The sequence below is a fragment of the Anaeromassilibacillus sp. An172 genome (assembly GCF_002160515.1).
Classification (GTDB): Bacteria; Bacillota; Clostridia; order Oscillospirales; family Acutalibacteraceae; genus Limousia; species Limousia pullorum.
Genome location: NZ_NFKS01000034.1, coordinates 16698 through 31354 on the forward strand (window position 1 = coordinate 16698; position 14657 = coordinate 31354).

18 protein-coding genes are annotated in these 14657 nt (G+C 52.9%); all 18 read right to left on the reverse strand.

Annotated features, from left to right (window positions below):
* Positions 1 to 2: 2 nt before the first annotated feature.
* The 18 genes from B5F08_RS12345 to B5F08_RS12430 all read right to left on the reverse strand — a co-directional run bounded on the left by B5F08_RS12345 (position 3) and on the right by B5F08_RS12430 (position 14571).
* Positions 3 to 728 (reverse strand): distal tail protein Dit, encoded by a 726-nt coding sequence (locus B5F08_RS12345; RefSeq protein ID WP_087380027.1) that lies wholly within the window; start codon positions 726 to 728, stop codon positions 3 to 5.
* The gene (locus tag B5F08_RS12350; protein WP_087380030.1) at positions 725 to 3331 is read right to left on the reverse strand and encodes a hypothetical protein; all 2607 of its coding nucleotides are present in this window, start codon (positions 3329 to 3331) and stop codon (positions 725 to 727) included. The genes B5F08_RS12345 and B5F08_RS12350 overlap by 4 nt, the downstream gene beginning before the upstream one ends.
* A 203-nt stretch (positions 3332 to 3534) precedes the next feature.
* Positions 3535 to 3918 (reverse strand): hypothetical protein, encoded by a 384-nt coding sequence (locus B5F08_RS12355; protein WP_087380033.1) that lies wholly within the window; start codon positions 3916 to 3918, stop codon positions 3535 to 3537.
* A gap of 13 nt (positions 3919 to 3931) precedes the next feature.
* Complete coding sequence (locus B5F08_RS12360; protein ID WP_087380036.1) at positions 3932 to 4531, reverse strand: major tail protein; 600 nt, start codon at positions 4529 to 4531, stop codon at positions 3932 to 3934.
* Between the two features lie 102 nt (positions 4532 to 4633).
* A complete protein-coding gene (locus B5F08_RS12365; RefSeq protein ID WP_087380039.1) occupies positions 4634 to 4969 on the reverse strand; it encodes a hypothetical protein in 336 nt (111 codons plus the stop codon).
* On the reverse strand, positions 4966 to 5397 hold the full coding sequence (locus B5F08_RS12370) for an HK97-gp10 family putative phage morphogenesis protein (RefSeq protein ID WP_087380042.1): 432 nt from the start codon (positions 5395 to 5397) through the stop codon (positions 4966 to 4968). Before B5F08_RS12370 ends, B5F08_RS12365 begins: the two co-directional genes overlap by 4 nt.
* A gap of 104 nt (positions 5398 to 5501) precedes the next feature.
* Positions 5502 to 5825 (reverse strand): phage head closure protein, encoded by a 324-nt coding sequence (locus B5F08_RS12375; protein WP_087380045.1) that lies wholly within the window; start codon positions 5823 to 5825, stop codon positions 5502 to 5504.
* A 1-nt stretch (position 5826) separates the two neighbouring features.
* Entirely contained in the window at positions 5827 to 6138 is a 312-nt protein-coding gene (locus B5F08_RS12380) for a head-tail connector protein (RefSeq protein ID WP_087380048.1), read from the reverse strand.
* A gap of 18 nt (positions 6139 to 6156) precedes the next feature.
* On the reverse strand, positions 6157 to 7350 hold the full coding sequence (locus B5F08_RS12385) for a phage major capsid protein (RefSeq protein ID WP_442856081.1): 1194 nt from the start codon (positions 7348 to 7350) through the stop codon (positions 6157 to 6159).
* A gap of 12 nt (positions 7351 to 7362) precedes the next feature.
* Complete coding sequence (locus B5F08_RS12390) at positions 7363 to 8139, reverse strand: head maturation protease, ClpP-related (RefSeq protein ID WP_204245205.1); 777 nt, start codon at positions 8137 to 8139, stop codon at positions 7363 to 7365.
* Entirely contained in the window at positions 8066 to 9400 is a 1335-nt protein-coding gene (locus B5F08_RS12395; protein ID WP_087380057.1) for a phage portal protein, read from the reverse strand. The genes B5F08_RS12390 and B5F08_RS12395 overlap by 74 nt, the downstream gene beginning before the upstream one ends.
* A 17-nt stretch (positions 9401 to 9417) precedes the next feature.
* A complete protein-coding gene (locus B5F08_RS12400; protein ID WP_204245206.1) occupies positions 9418 to 11019 on the reverse strand; it encodes a terminase large subunit in 1602 nt (533 codons plus the stop codon).
* Between the two features lie 84 nt (positions 11020 to 11103).
* The gene (locus tag B5F08_RS12405; RefSeq protein WP_087380063.1) at positions 11104 to 11622 is read right to left on the reverse strand and encodes a hypothetical protein; all 519 of its coding nucleotides are present in this window, start codon (positions 11620 to 11622) and stop codon (positions 11104 to 11106) included.
* Positions 11623 to 11696: 74 nt separating this feature from the next.
* Complete coding sequence (locus B5F08_RS12410; protein WP_087380066.1) at positions 11697 to 11909, reverse strand: hypothetical protein; 213 nt, start codon at positions 11907 to 11909, stop codon at positions 11697 to 11699.
* A complete protein-coding gene (locus B5F08_RS12415; RefSeq protein ID WP_087380069.1) occupies positions 11899 to 12372 on the reverse strand; it encodes a gamma-glutamylcyclotransferase family protein in 474 nt (157 codons plus the stop codon). Before B5F08_RS12415 ends, B5F08_RS12410 begins: the two co-directional genes overlap by 11 nt.
* A gap of 158 nt (positions 12373 to 12530) precedes the next feature.
* Entirely contained in the window at positions 12531 to 13481 is a 951-nt protein-coding gene (locus B5F08_RS12420; protein WP_087380072.1) for an amidoligase family protein, read from the reverse strand.
* Positions 13482 to 13619: 138 nt separating this feature from the next.
* Positions 13620 to 13868, reverse strand: a complete 249-nt coding sequence (locus B5F08_RS12425; RefSeq protein WP_087380075.1) for a DUF4314 domain-containing protein — start codon at positions 13866 to 13868, stop codon at positions 13620 to 13622.
* The gene (locus B5F08_RS12430; protein WP_087380079.1) at positions 13852 to 14571 is read right to left on the reverse strand and encodes a virulence protein; all 720 of its coding nucleotides are present in this window, start codon (positions 14569 to 14571) and stop codon (positions 13852 to 13854) included. The genes B5F08_RS12425 and B5F08_RS12430 overlap by 17 nt, the downstream gene beginning before the upstream one ends.
* Positions 14572 to 14657: the final 86 nt, after the last annotated feature.

Sequence of the window (14657 nt, forward strand, 5' to 3'; positions counted from 1 at the left end):
AATCATAAGCAGCACCACCTTGGCTGAACGGCAATCTCCGCATCCCCGGATACCGTTAGGACGGTTTCTCCGGGCGGGAGCAGCGGAAAGTCTTCGCCCGTTACCTTGTCGTTCAAAAGCTGTGTGCCGAAGTAGAAATTCATCTGCTCACTGCCGCAGGTTATACCGCTTTTGATGCCTTTGAACTGCCACGAACGGTTATACCCACCGTTTTGAAGCGTAAGCGTAAAGTCACCGCTCCCGGTCAGAGTGATGAGAGGCTTTGCGGAAAAGGCTTCCGGGTTAAACAGACTGCTGCCGCTTGTCACCGAGGTTTCCAGAAGTCCGTCCTTTTTGTACCGGTACGGCTTGCAATTGAAGGTGACCGTAAAGCAGCCGACTTTGTTCAGCTGATCCTCAATATCCAGAGAGCCGCTGATCACTCCATACCGCAGATACAGAGAATCGTAGGAATCGGTGATTTCGTGATACCGGTCTGGCTCCGTGTAGAGCCAGCCTTTTACTGCACGAAGCAGGTCGGACAAATCCTCGACTGTGTTCCGTCTCACAAAAACGGTATAGGTCACCTTCACATTGGCAAAGCGGTTATTGGAAACAATCAAGTCACCGCTTCTGCCGGGAATAGACTGAAAAGAAACATCATATTCCGGTGCGGAAAAGATATTTTTGCTTTCAATATGCAGACCGAAATCAGCGGAACTGATCCCGTTATAGGTGAAAAAGGTCATGCAAATACCACTCCTTTCCGCATCGCAAATTGGCTGGCTGTTTCCATCACCTCGTTGGTCAGCTGCCGGATATCCTCCGTAGAGTAGTTGTTGAAGTTTGTAATGTTCAGCACAAGGGAAAGCCCGGATGCCGTATTGCCGGTAATGCCGCCAACGGAAGAACGAATGTTGCCGCTCACATCAAAGTCCGTGGGCAGAGCGGTCTGCATATCGTGGGCGAGGTCGGTCATCACACCGTCGATGTCTTTTGCCATGCCCTCGGCGGCTTTGACCGCTTCGTCGCCGTTATTGTCAATGGAACCCGCAAGACCCTTCACCAGCATTTCACCAACCCAGGCCATTTCCTTGGATGGCGAGTTAATACCGAAGAAACTGCAGATACCGTCCCAAATGCCGGAAATCCAGCCGGACACCTTATCCCACAGCCAGGACGCAAGACCGGTAATACCGTCCCACAGACCCTTGACGATGTTGCCGCCGATCTCCACGATTTTGTACATGAGAGAGCCGAAAGCCTTAACAATCCCGGTGATAATCTGAGGAACCGCCTTGACGATCTCCACGATAATGGTGGGAAGATTTTCTATGAGCGAAACAAACAGCTGAACGCCAGCCATGATGATCTTATCGATGTTCCCGATAACAGCATTTACGATGCCGTAGATGATCTGCGGGATCGCCTGAACAATGGTGAAGATAATCTGCGGCAGACCCTGGATCAGCGATACCAGCAGGTCGATGCCTGCCTGAATAATCAGCGGGATGGCGTCCAGAACTGCGTTGATGATCCCGTCAATAATCTGGGGAATCGCTTCCACGATGGCAGTAATGATGTCTGGTAAAGCTGCCACCAAAGAGGTCAGCAGCTGTATGCCGGTTTCAATGATCTGCGGAATGGAATCCAGCAAAAAGGTCACGATTCCGTTGATGATTTCCGGCAGAGCCGCAATCAGCACGGGCAGTGCATGCAAGATTCCCTGTGCCAATCCCGTAATCAGCTGAAGAGCTGCGTCCAGAATCAGAGGCAGGTTCTCAATCAGTGTCTGTACAATTTGAATGACTACCTGCACCAAGGTAGGAATCAAAGTGGGAAGCGCTGTGGCAATTCCGGTGGCAAGGGTCGCAACTACCTGGGCGGCCGCCTGCAGAATTTGCGGGAGCAGTTCAATGAGGCTGTTTACCAGCTGCATGATGATGGACAAGGCTGCGGTTGCCAATTCCGGCAGGGCTTCGGTGATTCCGGTGAGCAGAGTCGTAATAATGCTGATGCCCACCTCTAATAGAACAGGCAGGCTGGCAAGCAGCGCCTCACCAAGCATAGGAAGAATGGTGGACAGCTTTTCCATCAGAACCTCCACCAAACCGGAAACACCCTCCGCAAAGGTTTCTGCAGCCCCGGCTGTTCCGTTGAGTACCCCTTGCAGTCCTTCACCCATAAGAGAAACAAATGGAAGCATGGCGGTAAGTACATCCGCCGCCATAGTTTTCAAGGTGGTCATAATCGGCTCTGCAATAGCACCAAGCTGGGCATAGGCATCGGTAAGCAGAGCCTGCGCCCGCTGGGCGTCCATCACATCGCCGTTAAGTTCCTTATAGTTTTCAGCGGCTTCCTGATACAGACCGTTTAAGGTATCGGTAATCAGCGCCGCGCGTTCCTGTTCAGTACTGCAGCCATCCAGGGCTGCCTGGAAATCCTCCTCATTGACTCCCGCCCAATTGAGCGCGTCTGCCAGGACGCCCGTCAGCTGTCCGGTTTTAGCCGTTTCGTTGGCGGCTTCGGTAAGACCTTCAATCGGTAAGCTGTCACCAAAGGTTGCCCAGACGCCTGCGGCAATGTCTGTCCACTGTGTCAGTTCTTCTTCTGTAGAGCACAGCTTCGCCAGATGGTTGACTGCCTCCACGCTCCGGTCTTCTTCACCCAAAATGGAGTAAAAACCAGTGTAGGCTTCTCCAGCCTGTTCTGCGGTAAAGCCTGCGGTGAGAAAGGCGGCATCCAGTTTTGCCTGATCCTCCCGGTATTCACGGGTGGATTCGGCAAGGTCGAGGAAACTTTTGGTTAGTCCCACCAGTGCGGCTCCAGCGGCGGCAACGGCAGCACCGATGGTGACCGCCACACCTTTCATCACAGAGCCGACTTTTTCCAGCTTGCCGGAGGACTTGTCGGCATCATCTGCCGCACCTTCCACCTCGTCGCCGAAACTGTCCGCCTGTTTTCCGGCATCCTGGAACTCATCACCGGCCGCGTCAATGGCGTCCTGATTCTGTTTAAGTTCCCGCTCCATATCGTTAAGAGCGGCTTCGGCATTGTTCAGCTGAACCTGCCAGTTTTGTGTGCGGCGGTCATTTTCTCCGAAGGAGGCGGATGCGTTGTCGAGAGCCGCGCGAAGGGTTTCGATCTTCTGCTTCTGGGCCTCGATTTCTTTATTCAGAACGGTGTTTCTTGCCGTGAGTGCCTGAACGGAGGAGTCATTTTTGTTGAACTGGGAGGAAACCAGCTTCATTTCAGATCCCAGAACCTTAAAGGACTGGTTGATTTCGGACAGAGCTTTTTTGAATTCCTTTTCACCCTCAAGTCCGATTTTCAGACCGAAATTATCCGCCAAATGACCACCTCCTCCTTAAATCCCATCCGGGATGATATCGTCAATAAAGTGCTCACACTTGGGCTTTGCTTGGCCGTTCCACTGCTTGTGGCACTCCCACAAATCCAAGAGCAAACCAAACGGCATCAGCCACACCTCATCCATGGAAAGATGCAGGTGAGCGATGCCGTAATAAAGAAGCCGGGTAAACAGTTCCTCGTCTGTTACCCGACTTGTGCGTTTTTTGTATCGGTCTCACTTTCGATGTTACGCTTGGTGCCCTTATACAGAGCCTCGGTGATGGCGGTTTTGTAGCCCGCCAAATCTGCAGGGGCAGTGAGAAGCTCCACCATTTCCTCGGTGAGCAGATCCTTGGGATTCTCCTTGTTTTTCAGGTTATACACAAGGATAGACTGGTTTGCCAGGAGGGTGATCAGCCACACGATTTCTCCGATCGCCATTTCAAAGTTCTCGGATTTCATCAGCTTTTCACCCAGGTTTTCAAGACCGCCATACCGTCCGGCGATTTCCTTTGTGGCTTTGGTGGTGAGCAGTAAAGTGTACTCCTCACCGCCAATCAGAATATTTGCTGAGCGTTCCTGTTCCATGTGTCAATCCTCCTTAATCAACTTCAGACAGCGCCGCATACGACGGCTCATACACCTGCTTGTACCAGTTCGTGATGGTGTCGGTGGACACACCCTTGTCACCTTCGGTGACCTCTGCTTTCCAGGGGTGCCTGCCCTGGGTGTCCACCTTGTTTCTGCGCAGAATCGTCCCCTCGATGGTGGGAGTGGAAAAGGTGATGCTGTCGCCCTTGGTGGTGAGGTTAGTTGCCGGGATTCCGAACTTCACTCGGTAAAGCCAGAAGTACCGATACTTGCCGTTGGATTTCTTTGCTCTGAAGCCAACAGCAACGGGAGCACCGCCGTCCTCACTGGTGGAAATCACCACGCCGTTTTCATCAATGACCGCACCCGTCAAATCCGATGCCGCAGTTGCACCGATATCGTCCACACCCAGGGAAAGGGTGCCGGATTTGAATTCCTTTACAATCTCTGCCGCTCCGTCATCCGCATACAGCGTCGCCTCAGCAAGCTCTACAGAAAGCTCTGCGGTCATGGCTTTCGCAAGGGATGCCGGAGTGGCGTAGGTCTCGTTGCCGTCCTCATCCTCCGTGATTTTTGAATAGAAAAGTTTATCCAGGCCAATGGTAGCCATATCTCATTCCTCCGTTTCACCGGCGAGCCGCCGGGGGCAATTCGTGCACCAGCATTTGCGCTGATTCGACTTTATCGCCCGCGCCGTTACGCCGTTCAATATTTAAAGTTCGTATAATTTCACCACGTCAATGGCGTAGTGGTGGTAGCCGGTATCGTCCTCATGCCCGATATACCGCCTGTCCGTAATGGTAAAATCAGCGGAAAGCAGGGCTTTGGAAAGCTGCCTTTTCCGCTTCAGATAGTTGCCCCTGGAGAACAGGGAGAGCCGTGCCTCCTGAATCTCGTATTCCGGCAGGTTATCTGCATGAAGCTCGTAGGTATCCGCAAACGGAGTGACCACTACATATTCGTCCGGCGGTTCATCGGAGAACACGCCTGTCTCCACTGGCAAACCGCAGCTTGTAACTGCCGCCTTGATTTCCGAAAGTAAACTCAAATGTTCTCCACCTCCTCGTCCAGCTTTGCCTTCATGGCGCTGATACAGGCGTTTTTGGATGCCGAACGGGCGGACTTCAGAAACGGCTTTGCAGGCTGGCCGCTTTTGCCGTATTCCAGGATGGTGGCGATCTTGGCGTTGCTGTCGCCGTCCGAACGAGGCTCTGAAAAGCCAACCTTTATGTCAAAATCGCCGTTCCTGCCTTGCAGGGCGGGAGAAGTGCCAAGGGAACGTAAAAGTTCCCCGGTGCTTCTGGAGTCATACTTTGTCCCGCTGCCAATGACAGACTGCAGGTTGGAGCGTACCTTGTCCTCCACGACCTCTGCGCCTGCCTCCAGCACTTTCGGGATAATCTCGTCCGTCTTATCCGCCAGCCGGGATACCTTCATCAGAAAGTCCTCCGGCATTTTCCATGTTGCCTTAGCCATCGTCCTCACAACCTCCATATCGTTCGCTTCCGTGCAGGCACGAAAGCTCATTCATTCCGGTGTTCGTCCTCTCCCCAAAAAGCCATGCGGCTTTCCGGGGACCCCTAACGCACCTCCTGTACCAGTACTTCCAGATACATCCCCCTGCCTTTGACATCCTCCACAGAAGTGATCTCGAAGGTATGCCCTTCGCAGAGGATTCGCATATCCGTGGTGATTTCCACATCCGGAATTACACGGAAACGGAACAGGTCGGTGGCAGCGGAGAAGGACGCCATGTTCGCCCATTTCTCACTGCCATGCCGACCTTCCCGGTATGCGCGTACCTCAGCCACGATCACATCTGTTTCTGTTTTGAAGCCGTCCTCGTCCTGTGTAAACTGTTTCTCTACGATTGAAAGGAAGGTGTTCATCTTGCCGAAGCTCATGTCACACCTTCCATTCCCGGTCGAGCCGAAGCAGAAGATTGACCGTGTTCCAGACCTGCTGTGCCGCGTTTGTGTTATCAGCAAAGAATCCGCCCGTGGAACCGTCCCTGGACTCATAGAAATGCGATGCCAGCATGATCACCGCCTGTTCGGTGGTGGCCGGCATCGCATTCTCCGTGTAATAGCCCTCCTGGATATGCTGGTAGTTCTCCGCGTAGGAAACAGCGGCGGTGATGTAGCTCTTCAGAAGTTCATCATCCGCCGAATGCTCCAGAATGAGATTGGCTTTTACTTTTGAAAGCAGTTCTTCCATCACCGCCACCTCCCTTCATTAACCCGCAGACTTCATTTGCAAGAGCTGAATTCCCTCAGTAAGAATAACTTTGCCGTCCACACGCTCTGTAGCCACATAGCCAACCTGACCGTTAGTGGCATAAAGCTCATTCAGTCTCTGTACGGTACGTCCGGCACGGTCTCCGATCCAGTAATTCTGAAAATCTCCGAACGCAATGGCAAATGCTCCTGCTTCCACAGTCGGAACATAAGGACTGGTATACAAATCATATCCCAACAGTTTGTCTGGCTGACCCGCCTGCACGGAAGGCTGCCACAGATAGGCTCCATTGTTATCCTTCAGTTTTCTGAGAAGGGACACAGTAGCATCGTTCATAAGAAACTTAGCGTTCCTGCGGTAAGGGGATTTCAGTGCATAAACAAGACTGATGATCTCATCCACTGTAATAGCTGTTGCGCTTGCAGAGGTAACACCTACAGCACCGCCGCTCGCAGTAAAAATACCTGTAGGCTGATTGACACCAGTGCCTACGCAGAATGCCTGTTCCTCAGCAATTCCGAATGCTCTGGCAAACTCATTGGCGATATACTGCTCAAGCGGGAATGCCGCATCCTGCAAAAGCTCCACACTGACACGGATGAGGTCGGTCAGCTTGAACGCATCGATCTGCTTTTGACCGAAGGTCGGATTGCTCTCGGTAAATGCGGCATTTTCCGCTGTCCAGGTTGCCGTAGAATGACCCACCGCAATCGGGATTTTCCTGTCATGGTGGGTAGTAATGACCTTTGCAAGAGATCGGATTACGTTTGCCTCATCCAGACCAACGATAATCTGGTTTTCAAACTCTTCCGGTACAAGATATCCACCGTCTGCGTCAACACTTTCGGAAAGCACATTATGGATCGGTGCTTTACCACGAAGATGTCTGCCAAAATCTTCCTTATATGCGTTGGATGCACGACCGCTCTTAGCCTCGCTCATACCGGAACTTTCCGGTGTCTGCGTAAGCGGCTTGCCCACGGGCTTGTTCAGTTCCGCCTCCATCGCATCCCTGCGCTCCATGCGGCGGATCTCGTTGGAAAGATCGTTCAGGTCCTGCTCCATAGCGGAATAGGTGGCGTCATCCGCCGCAGACAGCACGCCCTTGTCGTTCCTGTGGGTATCGAGGAAGCCCTCCATCGTGTTCCACAGCTTTGCTCTCTTTTCACGCATTTCGATAATAGTCATGATGATTTCCCTCCGTTAAATAAAGTTTTTGATGGTGTTGAGACGCGCTTTCAGTTCATCGACCGAGCGTCCCGTTGCTTCTTCCGGCTCTGCCGGAGTGTCTGTCTGTGCAGGAGCGGGTATATCCGCTTTCTGCACGGGTTTTACCTTGGCGCTGATCTTGTTCATCAGAGCCGCCTGCACAGTCTTTCTGGAAAACGCATAGGCAGGAATTGTAATCTCGGCGGCTTTCTCATCTTCGAGAATTCCGTCCGCAAAGCCCAGCTCCACAGCCTTGTTTGCGTTCATCCAGGTTTCCGCATCCATAAGGTGAGACAGTTTTGCCCTCGACAGGCTGGTCTTGATCTCGTAGGCATTGATGATGCTTTCCTTGACCTCATTCAGCATCTCGATGGCTTTCTGCATATCCTCGTGGTCGCCCATAGCGATGGTCGCGGGATTATGGATCATCATGAGCGCTGTAGGAGCCATCAGCACCTCGGTTCCAGCCATAGCGATGACGGATGCTGCCGATGCCGCGATGCCGTCAATCTTGACAGTTACGTCATCCTTATAATCCATCAGCATGGTGTATATCTGGCTTGCCGCAATGCAGTCTCCGCCGGGCGAGTTGATCCACACGGTCACGGGACCGCTCCCGGCAAACAGCTCTTCACGGAACTGCGCTGGAGTGATGTCATCATCGAACCAGCTCTCCTCCGCAATCGTGCCGTACAGTTCAAGCACCCTTACCTCGGTTCCGCCTTCGTCCGCCTGGTTCTTCCACGCCCAGAACTTCTTCGTTTGACTCATTAGCTTCTTCCTCCTTCCCTTGGTCAGTAGTTGTATCTGCAAAAGTGCCCGCCTTGGAAAGCGGGAGCATATTGCCGTTTACGAGGTAGAGATCGCCGCCGTCTTCTGTCGAGATGCGATCAAGGTTCTCCAATTCCCGGATGTCATTTGCTGACATCCATCCGTTTTGCCTTGCTGTTGCATACCCGCTCATACGGCTCTGGTAATCTCCCCGGAGCAGTCCTTCTACATTGAATTTCACAAAATATCTCTTTTTCTCTTCCGATGATAAGAGCCGCCTCTGTATGGACTGCTCCCAGCGGATTACCCAAGGATCAAGCGTGTACTTCACAAACTCAAGGGACTGCTGCTCAATATTAGAAAAGCTCGACTTTTCCAAGTCACCCACCATATGGGGCGGTACTCGGAAAATTCGAGCAATCTCGTTTATCTGGAACTTTCTCGTTTCCAGGAACTGTGCCTGTTCCGGCGAAATAGAAATAGGTGTATACTTAAGCCCCTCCTCCAAAACAGCGATCTTGTTGGCATTACCGCTGCCACCGAACTGAGTCATCCAAGATTCACGTACTCTCTGGGGGTCTTTGATTGTTCCCGGATGTTCCAGAACACCGCTCGGCTGAGCACCATTGGCAAAGAATTTACTCCCATATTCCTCTGTGGCAATGGCAAGTCCAATAGCATTCTTCGCCATTGCAATGGGACTGTAACCAACCAGACCATCAAAACCAAGCCCCGGTATGTGCAGCACATCGGATGGATGTAGCTTTACCAGAAAATCATTGGTTTTTGGTACTTCCTCAACCGATTTCTGATAGGTGTAATAAAGCTGTCCCGTTTCATCTCGGCTGACGGTCATCTTATTTGGCATAAGCGGATATAGGGCAACGACCTCACCTTTTCCGTTGCGGATAATCTGTGCATAGGCGTTGCCCCACAGGAGCAGATGCGTCATCAGCGTCTCCCGGAATACAAAAGAACTCATCTCCGGGTTCGGCTCGTCATGCAGGAGCAGATACAGCGGATGGTCCAGCGCCTTTTCCTTACCGCCGTCCTCCTTGTAGCGGTAGAGGTGCAATGGCAGTCCTGCCACAGCCTCCGCCAGAATACGGACGCAGGAATACACCGCCGTCATCTGCATGGCGGAGCGTTCCGTCACCGCTTTGCCGGAGGTGGTGCTGCCGAAGTAGAACGCATAGCCGCTCCCGGTGGTACGATCCTGGAGCTTATCCCTGGAACGGAAAAGCCCGGAAAAGATACCCATATCGAATCACCATCCTTTCAGATAAACAAAAGGCCCCGGCTGTCATAAACCGAAGTGCCTGTATCGTTGCCACAGCGTATCGCCCGGTCAAGCCCCATGATGGTGGCAATTGCGCCGTCAATCTTCTCTGTGGATTTTTCCTTGTCTGCCTTGATGTTGCCAGACGGGTCAGTGCGGATGAAGATGTTGTCCATCATCCACCGCAGCACCGGGTGTCCGCCGTGGGCGATCTTTTCCTCCAGCACCAGCTTCATCAGTTCTTTGGTAGGAGGACTCATATCCTTAAAGCCCTGCCCGAAGGGGACTACCGTGAAGCCCATGCCCTCCAGGTTCTGCACCATTTGCACAGCGCCCCATCGGTCAAAGGCGATCTCACGGATGTTGAACCGTTCGCCGAGGTTCTCGATAAATTTCTCAATGTAGCCATAGTGGACCACATTTCCCTCGGTAGTCATCAGTACGCCCTGGCGTTCCCACAGGTCATAGGGAACATGGTCACGGCGTACACGCAGGTCGAGGGTCTCCTCCGGTATCCAGAAGTATGGCAGGACGTAATACTTGTCATCCTCATCCAGCGGAGGAAATACCAGCACGAATGCTGTGATGTCCGTGGTGGAGGACAAGTCCAGCCCTCCGTAGCAGATGCGCCCTTCCAGATCCTCCTCGGAGACCGGGAACGCACAGGCGTCCCATTTCTCCATCGGCATCCATCGCACCGACTGCTTGACCCACTGGTTCAGCCGTAGCTGCCGGAAAGCGTTCTCCTCGCCGGGATTCTGCTGGGCAGATTCACAGGCCGCTTTGACCTTGTCGATGCCCACCGTGATACCGAGGGAGGGGTTGGCCTTCTTCCACACCTTGGGGTCTGTCCAGTCATCTTCCTCATCGGCGCCGTAAATGACAGAGTAGAAGGTGGGATCGACCTTTCGCCCCTCTGCGATGTCGATGGCTTTCTGGTGTACCTCGTAACAGATAGAGTTGGTGTCGTTGCCCGCTGTGGTGATCAGGAAATACAGCGGCTGCATTCGGGCATCCCCGGAACCCTGGAGCATGACGTCAAAGAGCTTTCGGTTGGGCTGGGTGTGCAGCTCATCGAAAATGACGCCGTGTGTATTGAAGCCGTGCTTGTTCGCCACATCCGCCGACAACACCTGGTAGGAACTGTTAGTGGGCAGATAGGTGATTTTCTTCTGAGACTCCAGGATCTTCACCCGCTTGGAGAGCGCCGGGCAGAACCGCACCATATCCACCGCCACGTCAAACACGATCTTCGCCTGGTTACGGTCGGCGGCACACCCATACACCTCGGCCCGTTCCTCACCGTCCCCGCAGAGGAGCAAAAGCGCCACAGCGGCGGCAAGCTCCGACTTTCCCTGTTTCTTGGGGATCTCGATATACGCCGTATTGAACTGCCGGTAGCCGTTGGGCTTTAACACGCCGAACAGGTCGCGGATAATCTGCTCCTGCCAGTCGATCAGTTCAAAGGGCTTTCCCGCCCAGGTACCCTTGGTATGGCAGAGGGACTCGATGAACATGACCGCATAGTCGGCGGCGTCCTTATCGTAGTGCGAGGTCTTCGCCATAAACCTGGTGGGCTTGTATTTTTTCAGCTTCCGCATGGACACCACCTCCAAAATGGCATAAAAATAGCACCGGCTATTTCTAACCGATGCTAAAAAATCAGGTCGATAAACTGGAATTCGTCATTTTAATTCGTTACCTTTGGCATCTAAAAATTCAAATTGCAGAGTGGAATTTTTATGGTCAGAAAGATAGAAGAATACATACGGATAAGTATCATCCGGGATTACTTCTTCGTACACTTCATTCCCAGTTGTAAATCTAACAGTTTTACAGTTTGTATTGTTTACTATAAACGCATATCCATCACCCCATTGAATATATGCAATGTCTCCGATTCTATCATCAATGGGCTTATGAGTTCTAATAAAAGTGTATTCAGTAGCATTCTCTTTTACCTCAACTTCCATAGGCAAATAATAATGCTTCTGATATTCGTTTCCTGAGATAAACCAAGCGATTGCTCTATTGTCATTGCCGCACATTCCCGCATACTGTATATCAATGGTATCGGAATCAGAAATTGGTATTTCTTCTCTTGCCTTTTCTATTAGTTCATCTGTGCCTTTGAGTGTCTTTCCACAAGCTGATAATGATAAAACCATAGTTATTAAAAAGATTATGGCTAATTTTTTTCTCATTGTATCCACCTCATTCTAAACCCCGATTTGTCTTCATCAAGACACCCTCATCATACAACGATATTGTGATTTTTTCAAGCGAACGGATTTTCTGTATGCCGGTGGATCGTCTCCAGAATCTGCTCCTGCTCGGACGCTTCTATGCCAATGGAGGCAAGAGCCTGTCTTGTGCCGCAGTCCGGACAGATCAGCGTCTTGTTATCCTCTCTGGAAAGTGCCGGAGCGCCGTGGTAAGCTCTTCCACAAAGTGGACAAACCGCCAGTCTTGCAATGGAATTATCTCTCATGGCTGATCACCTCGCATTTTTCATAGGCTGCTGTCAGCACCCGTTTATCAAAACGGAAGGTGTCATATCCTTCCATACAGGTGTGCATGTAAGAATCACTGGGAACTCCAATCGGCCGGTCCTCATGCATGATGTAGGCGAAAGCCGTCACCGTTCTGCGCCTGCCTGTCCGGATTCCCTTGTACTGGAGCCGGATATCCTTCTTGTAGTAGAAATTGGGGAATCCCTCGTAGCGGTCGAGGGCGGCTTCATCCGCAGCTGTCACCTCCCAGATCACCACGGGAACCGTGCCGCCTTCGCATTCCTCGATGGTCAGATAGGAGCCGGTCTTGCTTCCCTTAAATAGCAGTTCCCAGCCCTTCAGGTTGGACGTGCCGAGGATCGTGGCGTGTGGGCAGCGCATCCGCATCTGCCCGACATTCAGGTTGCTGCCGTAAGCAATGTAGTATCTTTTTTCTTTCATGGTATCCATCCTTTCCGAAGGGAGACTCCCCTGTTAGGGGAGATGACAGCGCAGCTGACAGAGGGGTTGCCGCCCCTGCAAGGGTTACCCTTCTACCACCTTAAGACCGCCGAAGCGGTCAGGGGTAAGGTGGGAGGAGGCTAACTCCTGCGTGTCCTTCAAGCGGCGGCTCGGCCGTGCCGGAAGGCGGTGTCCCCGGTCAGGTTGTGGGTCAGGAAATCTCTGGCCGTTGCGAACTCCTCGCCGATGAAGCCCAGGCGGAGGAGCCAGGTGCGCATGGCGTATTTGGGGTTCTCGTTCTGCTGGGGCTTGGGGCTTGCCGTCCGCACATCCTTTGCCATCTGGGAAAGTGCAAGGCAAAGCTGGATGTAACTCTTAAGCTGTCCTGCGTGGATGCCGCCCCTGCGCTCTGCGGTCGGCTCATCGAATTGGAAGAGCCGGAACTCAACCGTACCCTTGGTAAAAGTGGCATGGAGGTTCAGCATATGGTAGCGGCTGTCGTTGTAGTGGTGGCTCCTGCCGTAGCTTGCGCCGTTGCTGGTGTACCAGATGTCCGCAAGGTGCGCCATCGAGCGGGGCTTCCTGCGGTTGACCTGCTCCAAAAACCGTGGGTCTACCGTGCGGCAGTAGCGGCTCATGCGGCCCCGGTCGAGCTTCAGCGCCTCGGCGATCAGGCTTTCATGGCTCGCCATGATGTTGGCAAGGTTGCGGAGGCTCTGCGGCGTGTGCCCCTGCGCCCCGATGTGGATGTGGACGCCGCATCCTCTGGAGGCGTCGCTTTTCGCTCCTGCGTGTCTGAGCTGTCTGCAAAGCTCCTGCAGGGTTTCGATATCCCCGTAGGTCAGGATCGGGGTGACCAGTTCGCATTTCTGCTCGTCCGGCCCCGCAATGGAAACGTCCTTCTGGAATTTCCACTCGCGCCCATCCGCATCCCAGGCTGACCAGGTGCTGTACCCGTTGCGGCCGGCAGTGTTCTCGTATCTGCCTGTGCCGAAGTAGGCGGCGGCAACCTTCGCTGCCTTCTGGCGGGTGATGCTGTTCATCTCGACCTCGACCCCGATGGTCTGGTTCTTCATCTCTGCAATCTGCCTTGCTGTTTTCTCGTTCATTCTGAAATCCTCCGTTTTTCTGCCTCGCGGCTGTGTGTTTTCCCTTTCGGTGTACACATATTCGCTCTAAAAGAGGATAATAGCAAGTTCATTCCGCGTTATATATTACACAAAGATGACCGCAGGATATTGTGTAGTTTACAGCCTTTTACCACCATTAGGTGTGCCGTTGACCTTCCGGCACAGGTCCTCTCCGAATGCTGCGGAAAGGACGCCGCCATTGTCCCGGGCGACCATGATGGAGCCGATATCATCCACGCCCAGCACAGTGCCGTGGGTGCCGATAGGCGGCGCCTGGGGATCGTCCATCCGCACCAGCTCCACACGGGTGCCGGCAGGGTACTCCTGACGGATGCTTTCCACAATCTCTCTACTCGGAAACTTCATGGCTCACACCCCCGTTCTTGAAAGCCGAGGAACCGGTTAGATTCTTCAGCAGGATTTTGCGTTCTGTCTTATACTCTGTTCCGATAAATCCAAGCCGCAGGAGAAAGCAGCGGAAAGCGTACTTCTCGTTGTCCACCTTTTTCTCGGTGACGGTTACCCGCTTGGCATTCCTGCTCATCTCGCAGAGTGCGGAGATGAAATGAGTATAGACCTTGACCGCATCAGCGTCCGGCATCTCAGGAAACCAGGGGAATGCCACCCGGTCTTCCAGGATTTCGATGGGCAGAGCATCCACGCCGAGAGCCTTTTTGATCAGGCCGCCTTTGGCATCCAGCAGCCTGTTGAGATTGCCCACCGCTATCTTATCCAGCGGGATTTCCACCGTAAGCTCCACATTTGTTTCCTGTGGCGCAGTGTCGGCGGCTTCGGATACCTCCTCGAAGGGCTGTTCCTCGCCATCCTGCGGCAACGAAGGCTCCGCATGGAAACCCTCCTGCTCCAGCTCCTCCAGCAAAGCCTCAATTTCCTCGCTGTCGGCTCTGTCATCGAAGCTGACCGTACCGTCCTTGCTGACTTCCATGTAGCCTACTCTATAGGCGTAGCTTGGTACGCCAAGGTACTTCTTTTCGCAGCCAAGGAACCCGGCGATGTAATCCGCCAATCTTTTTCTCTCGCTGCCCGTCACATTGTATCTGATTTCCATGTGCGAAAACCTCCTTTGTTTTTGGTAGGTACATATATCACTCTGAACCCTTGAAATAGCAAGCGGTTTTCGCACATTTCTCTGTA

Coding starts and splice junctions, on each gene's coding strand:
- B5F08_RS12345 (WP_087380027.1), bottom strand. CDS start 728: ATGACCTTTTTCACCTATAACGGGATCAGTTCCGCTGATTTCGGTCTG.
- B5F08_RS12355 (WP_087380033.1), bottom strand. CDS start 3,918: ATGGAACAGGAACGCTCAGCAAATATTCTGATTGGCGGTGAGGAGTAC.
- B5F08_RS12360 (WP_087380036.1), bottom strand. CDS start 4,531: ATGGCTACCATTGGCCTGGATAAACTTTTCTATTCAAAAATCACGGAG.
- B5F08_RS12370 (WP_087380042.1), bottom strand. CDS start 5,397: ATGGCTAAGGCAACATGGAAAATGCCGGAGGACTTTCTGATGAAGGTA.
- B5F08_RS12375 (WP_087380045.1), bottom strand. CDS start 5,825: ATGAGCTTCGGCAAGATGAACACCTTCCTTTCAATCGTAGAGAAACAG.
- B5F08_RS12380 (WP_087380048.1), bottom strand. CDS start 6,138: ATGGAAGAACTGCTTTCAAAAGTAAAAGCCAATCTCATTCTGGAGCAT.
- B5F08_RS12390 (WP_204245205.1), bottom strand. CDS start 8,139: ATGAGTCAAACGAAGAAGTTCTGGGCGTGGAAGAACCAGGCGGACGAA.
- B5F08_RS12395 (WP_087380057.1), bottom strand. CDS start 9,400: ATGGGTATCTTTTCCGGGCTTTTCCGTTCCAGGGATAAGCTCCAGGAT.
- B5F08_RS12400 (WP_204245206.1), bottom strand. CDS start 11,019: ATGCGGAAGCTGAAAAAATACAAGCCCACCAGGTTTATGGCGAAGACC.
- B5F08_RS12405 (WP_087380063.1), bottom strand. CDS start 11,622: ATGAGAAAAAAATTAGCCATAATCTTTTTAATAACTATGGTTTTATCA.
- B5F08_RS12410 (WP_087380066.1), bottom strand. CDS start 11,909: ATGAGAGATAATTCCATTGCAAGACTGGCGGTTTGTCCACTTTGTGGA.
- B5F08_RS12415 (WP_087380069.1), bottom strand. CDS start 12,372: ATGAAAGAAAAAAGATACTACATTGCTTACGGCAGCAACCTGAATGTC.
- B5F08_RS12420 (WP_087380072.1), bottom strand. CDS start 13,481: ATGAACGAGAAAACAGCAAGGCAGATTGCAGAGATGAAGAACCAGACC.
- B5F08_RS12425 (WP_087380075.1), bottom strand. CDS start 13,868: ATGAAGTTTCCGAGTAGAGAGATTGTGGAAAGCATCCGTCAGGAGTAC.
- B5F08_RS12430 (WP_087380079.1), bottom strand. CDS start 14,571: ATGGAAATCAGATACAATGTGACGGGCAGCGAGAGAAAAAGATTGGCG.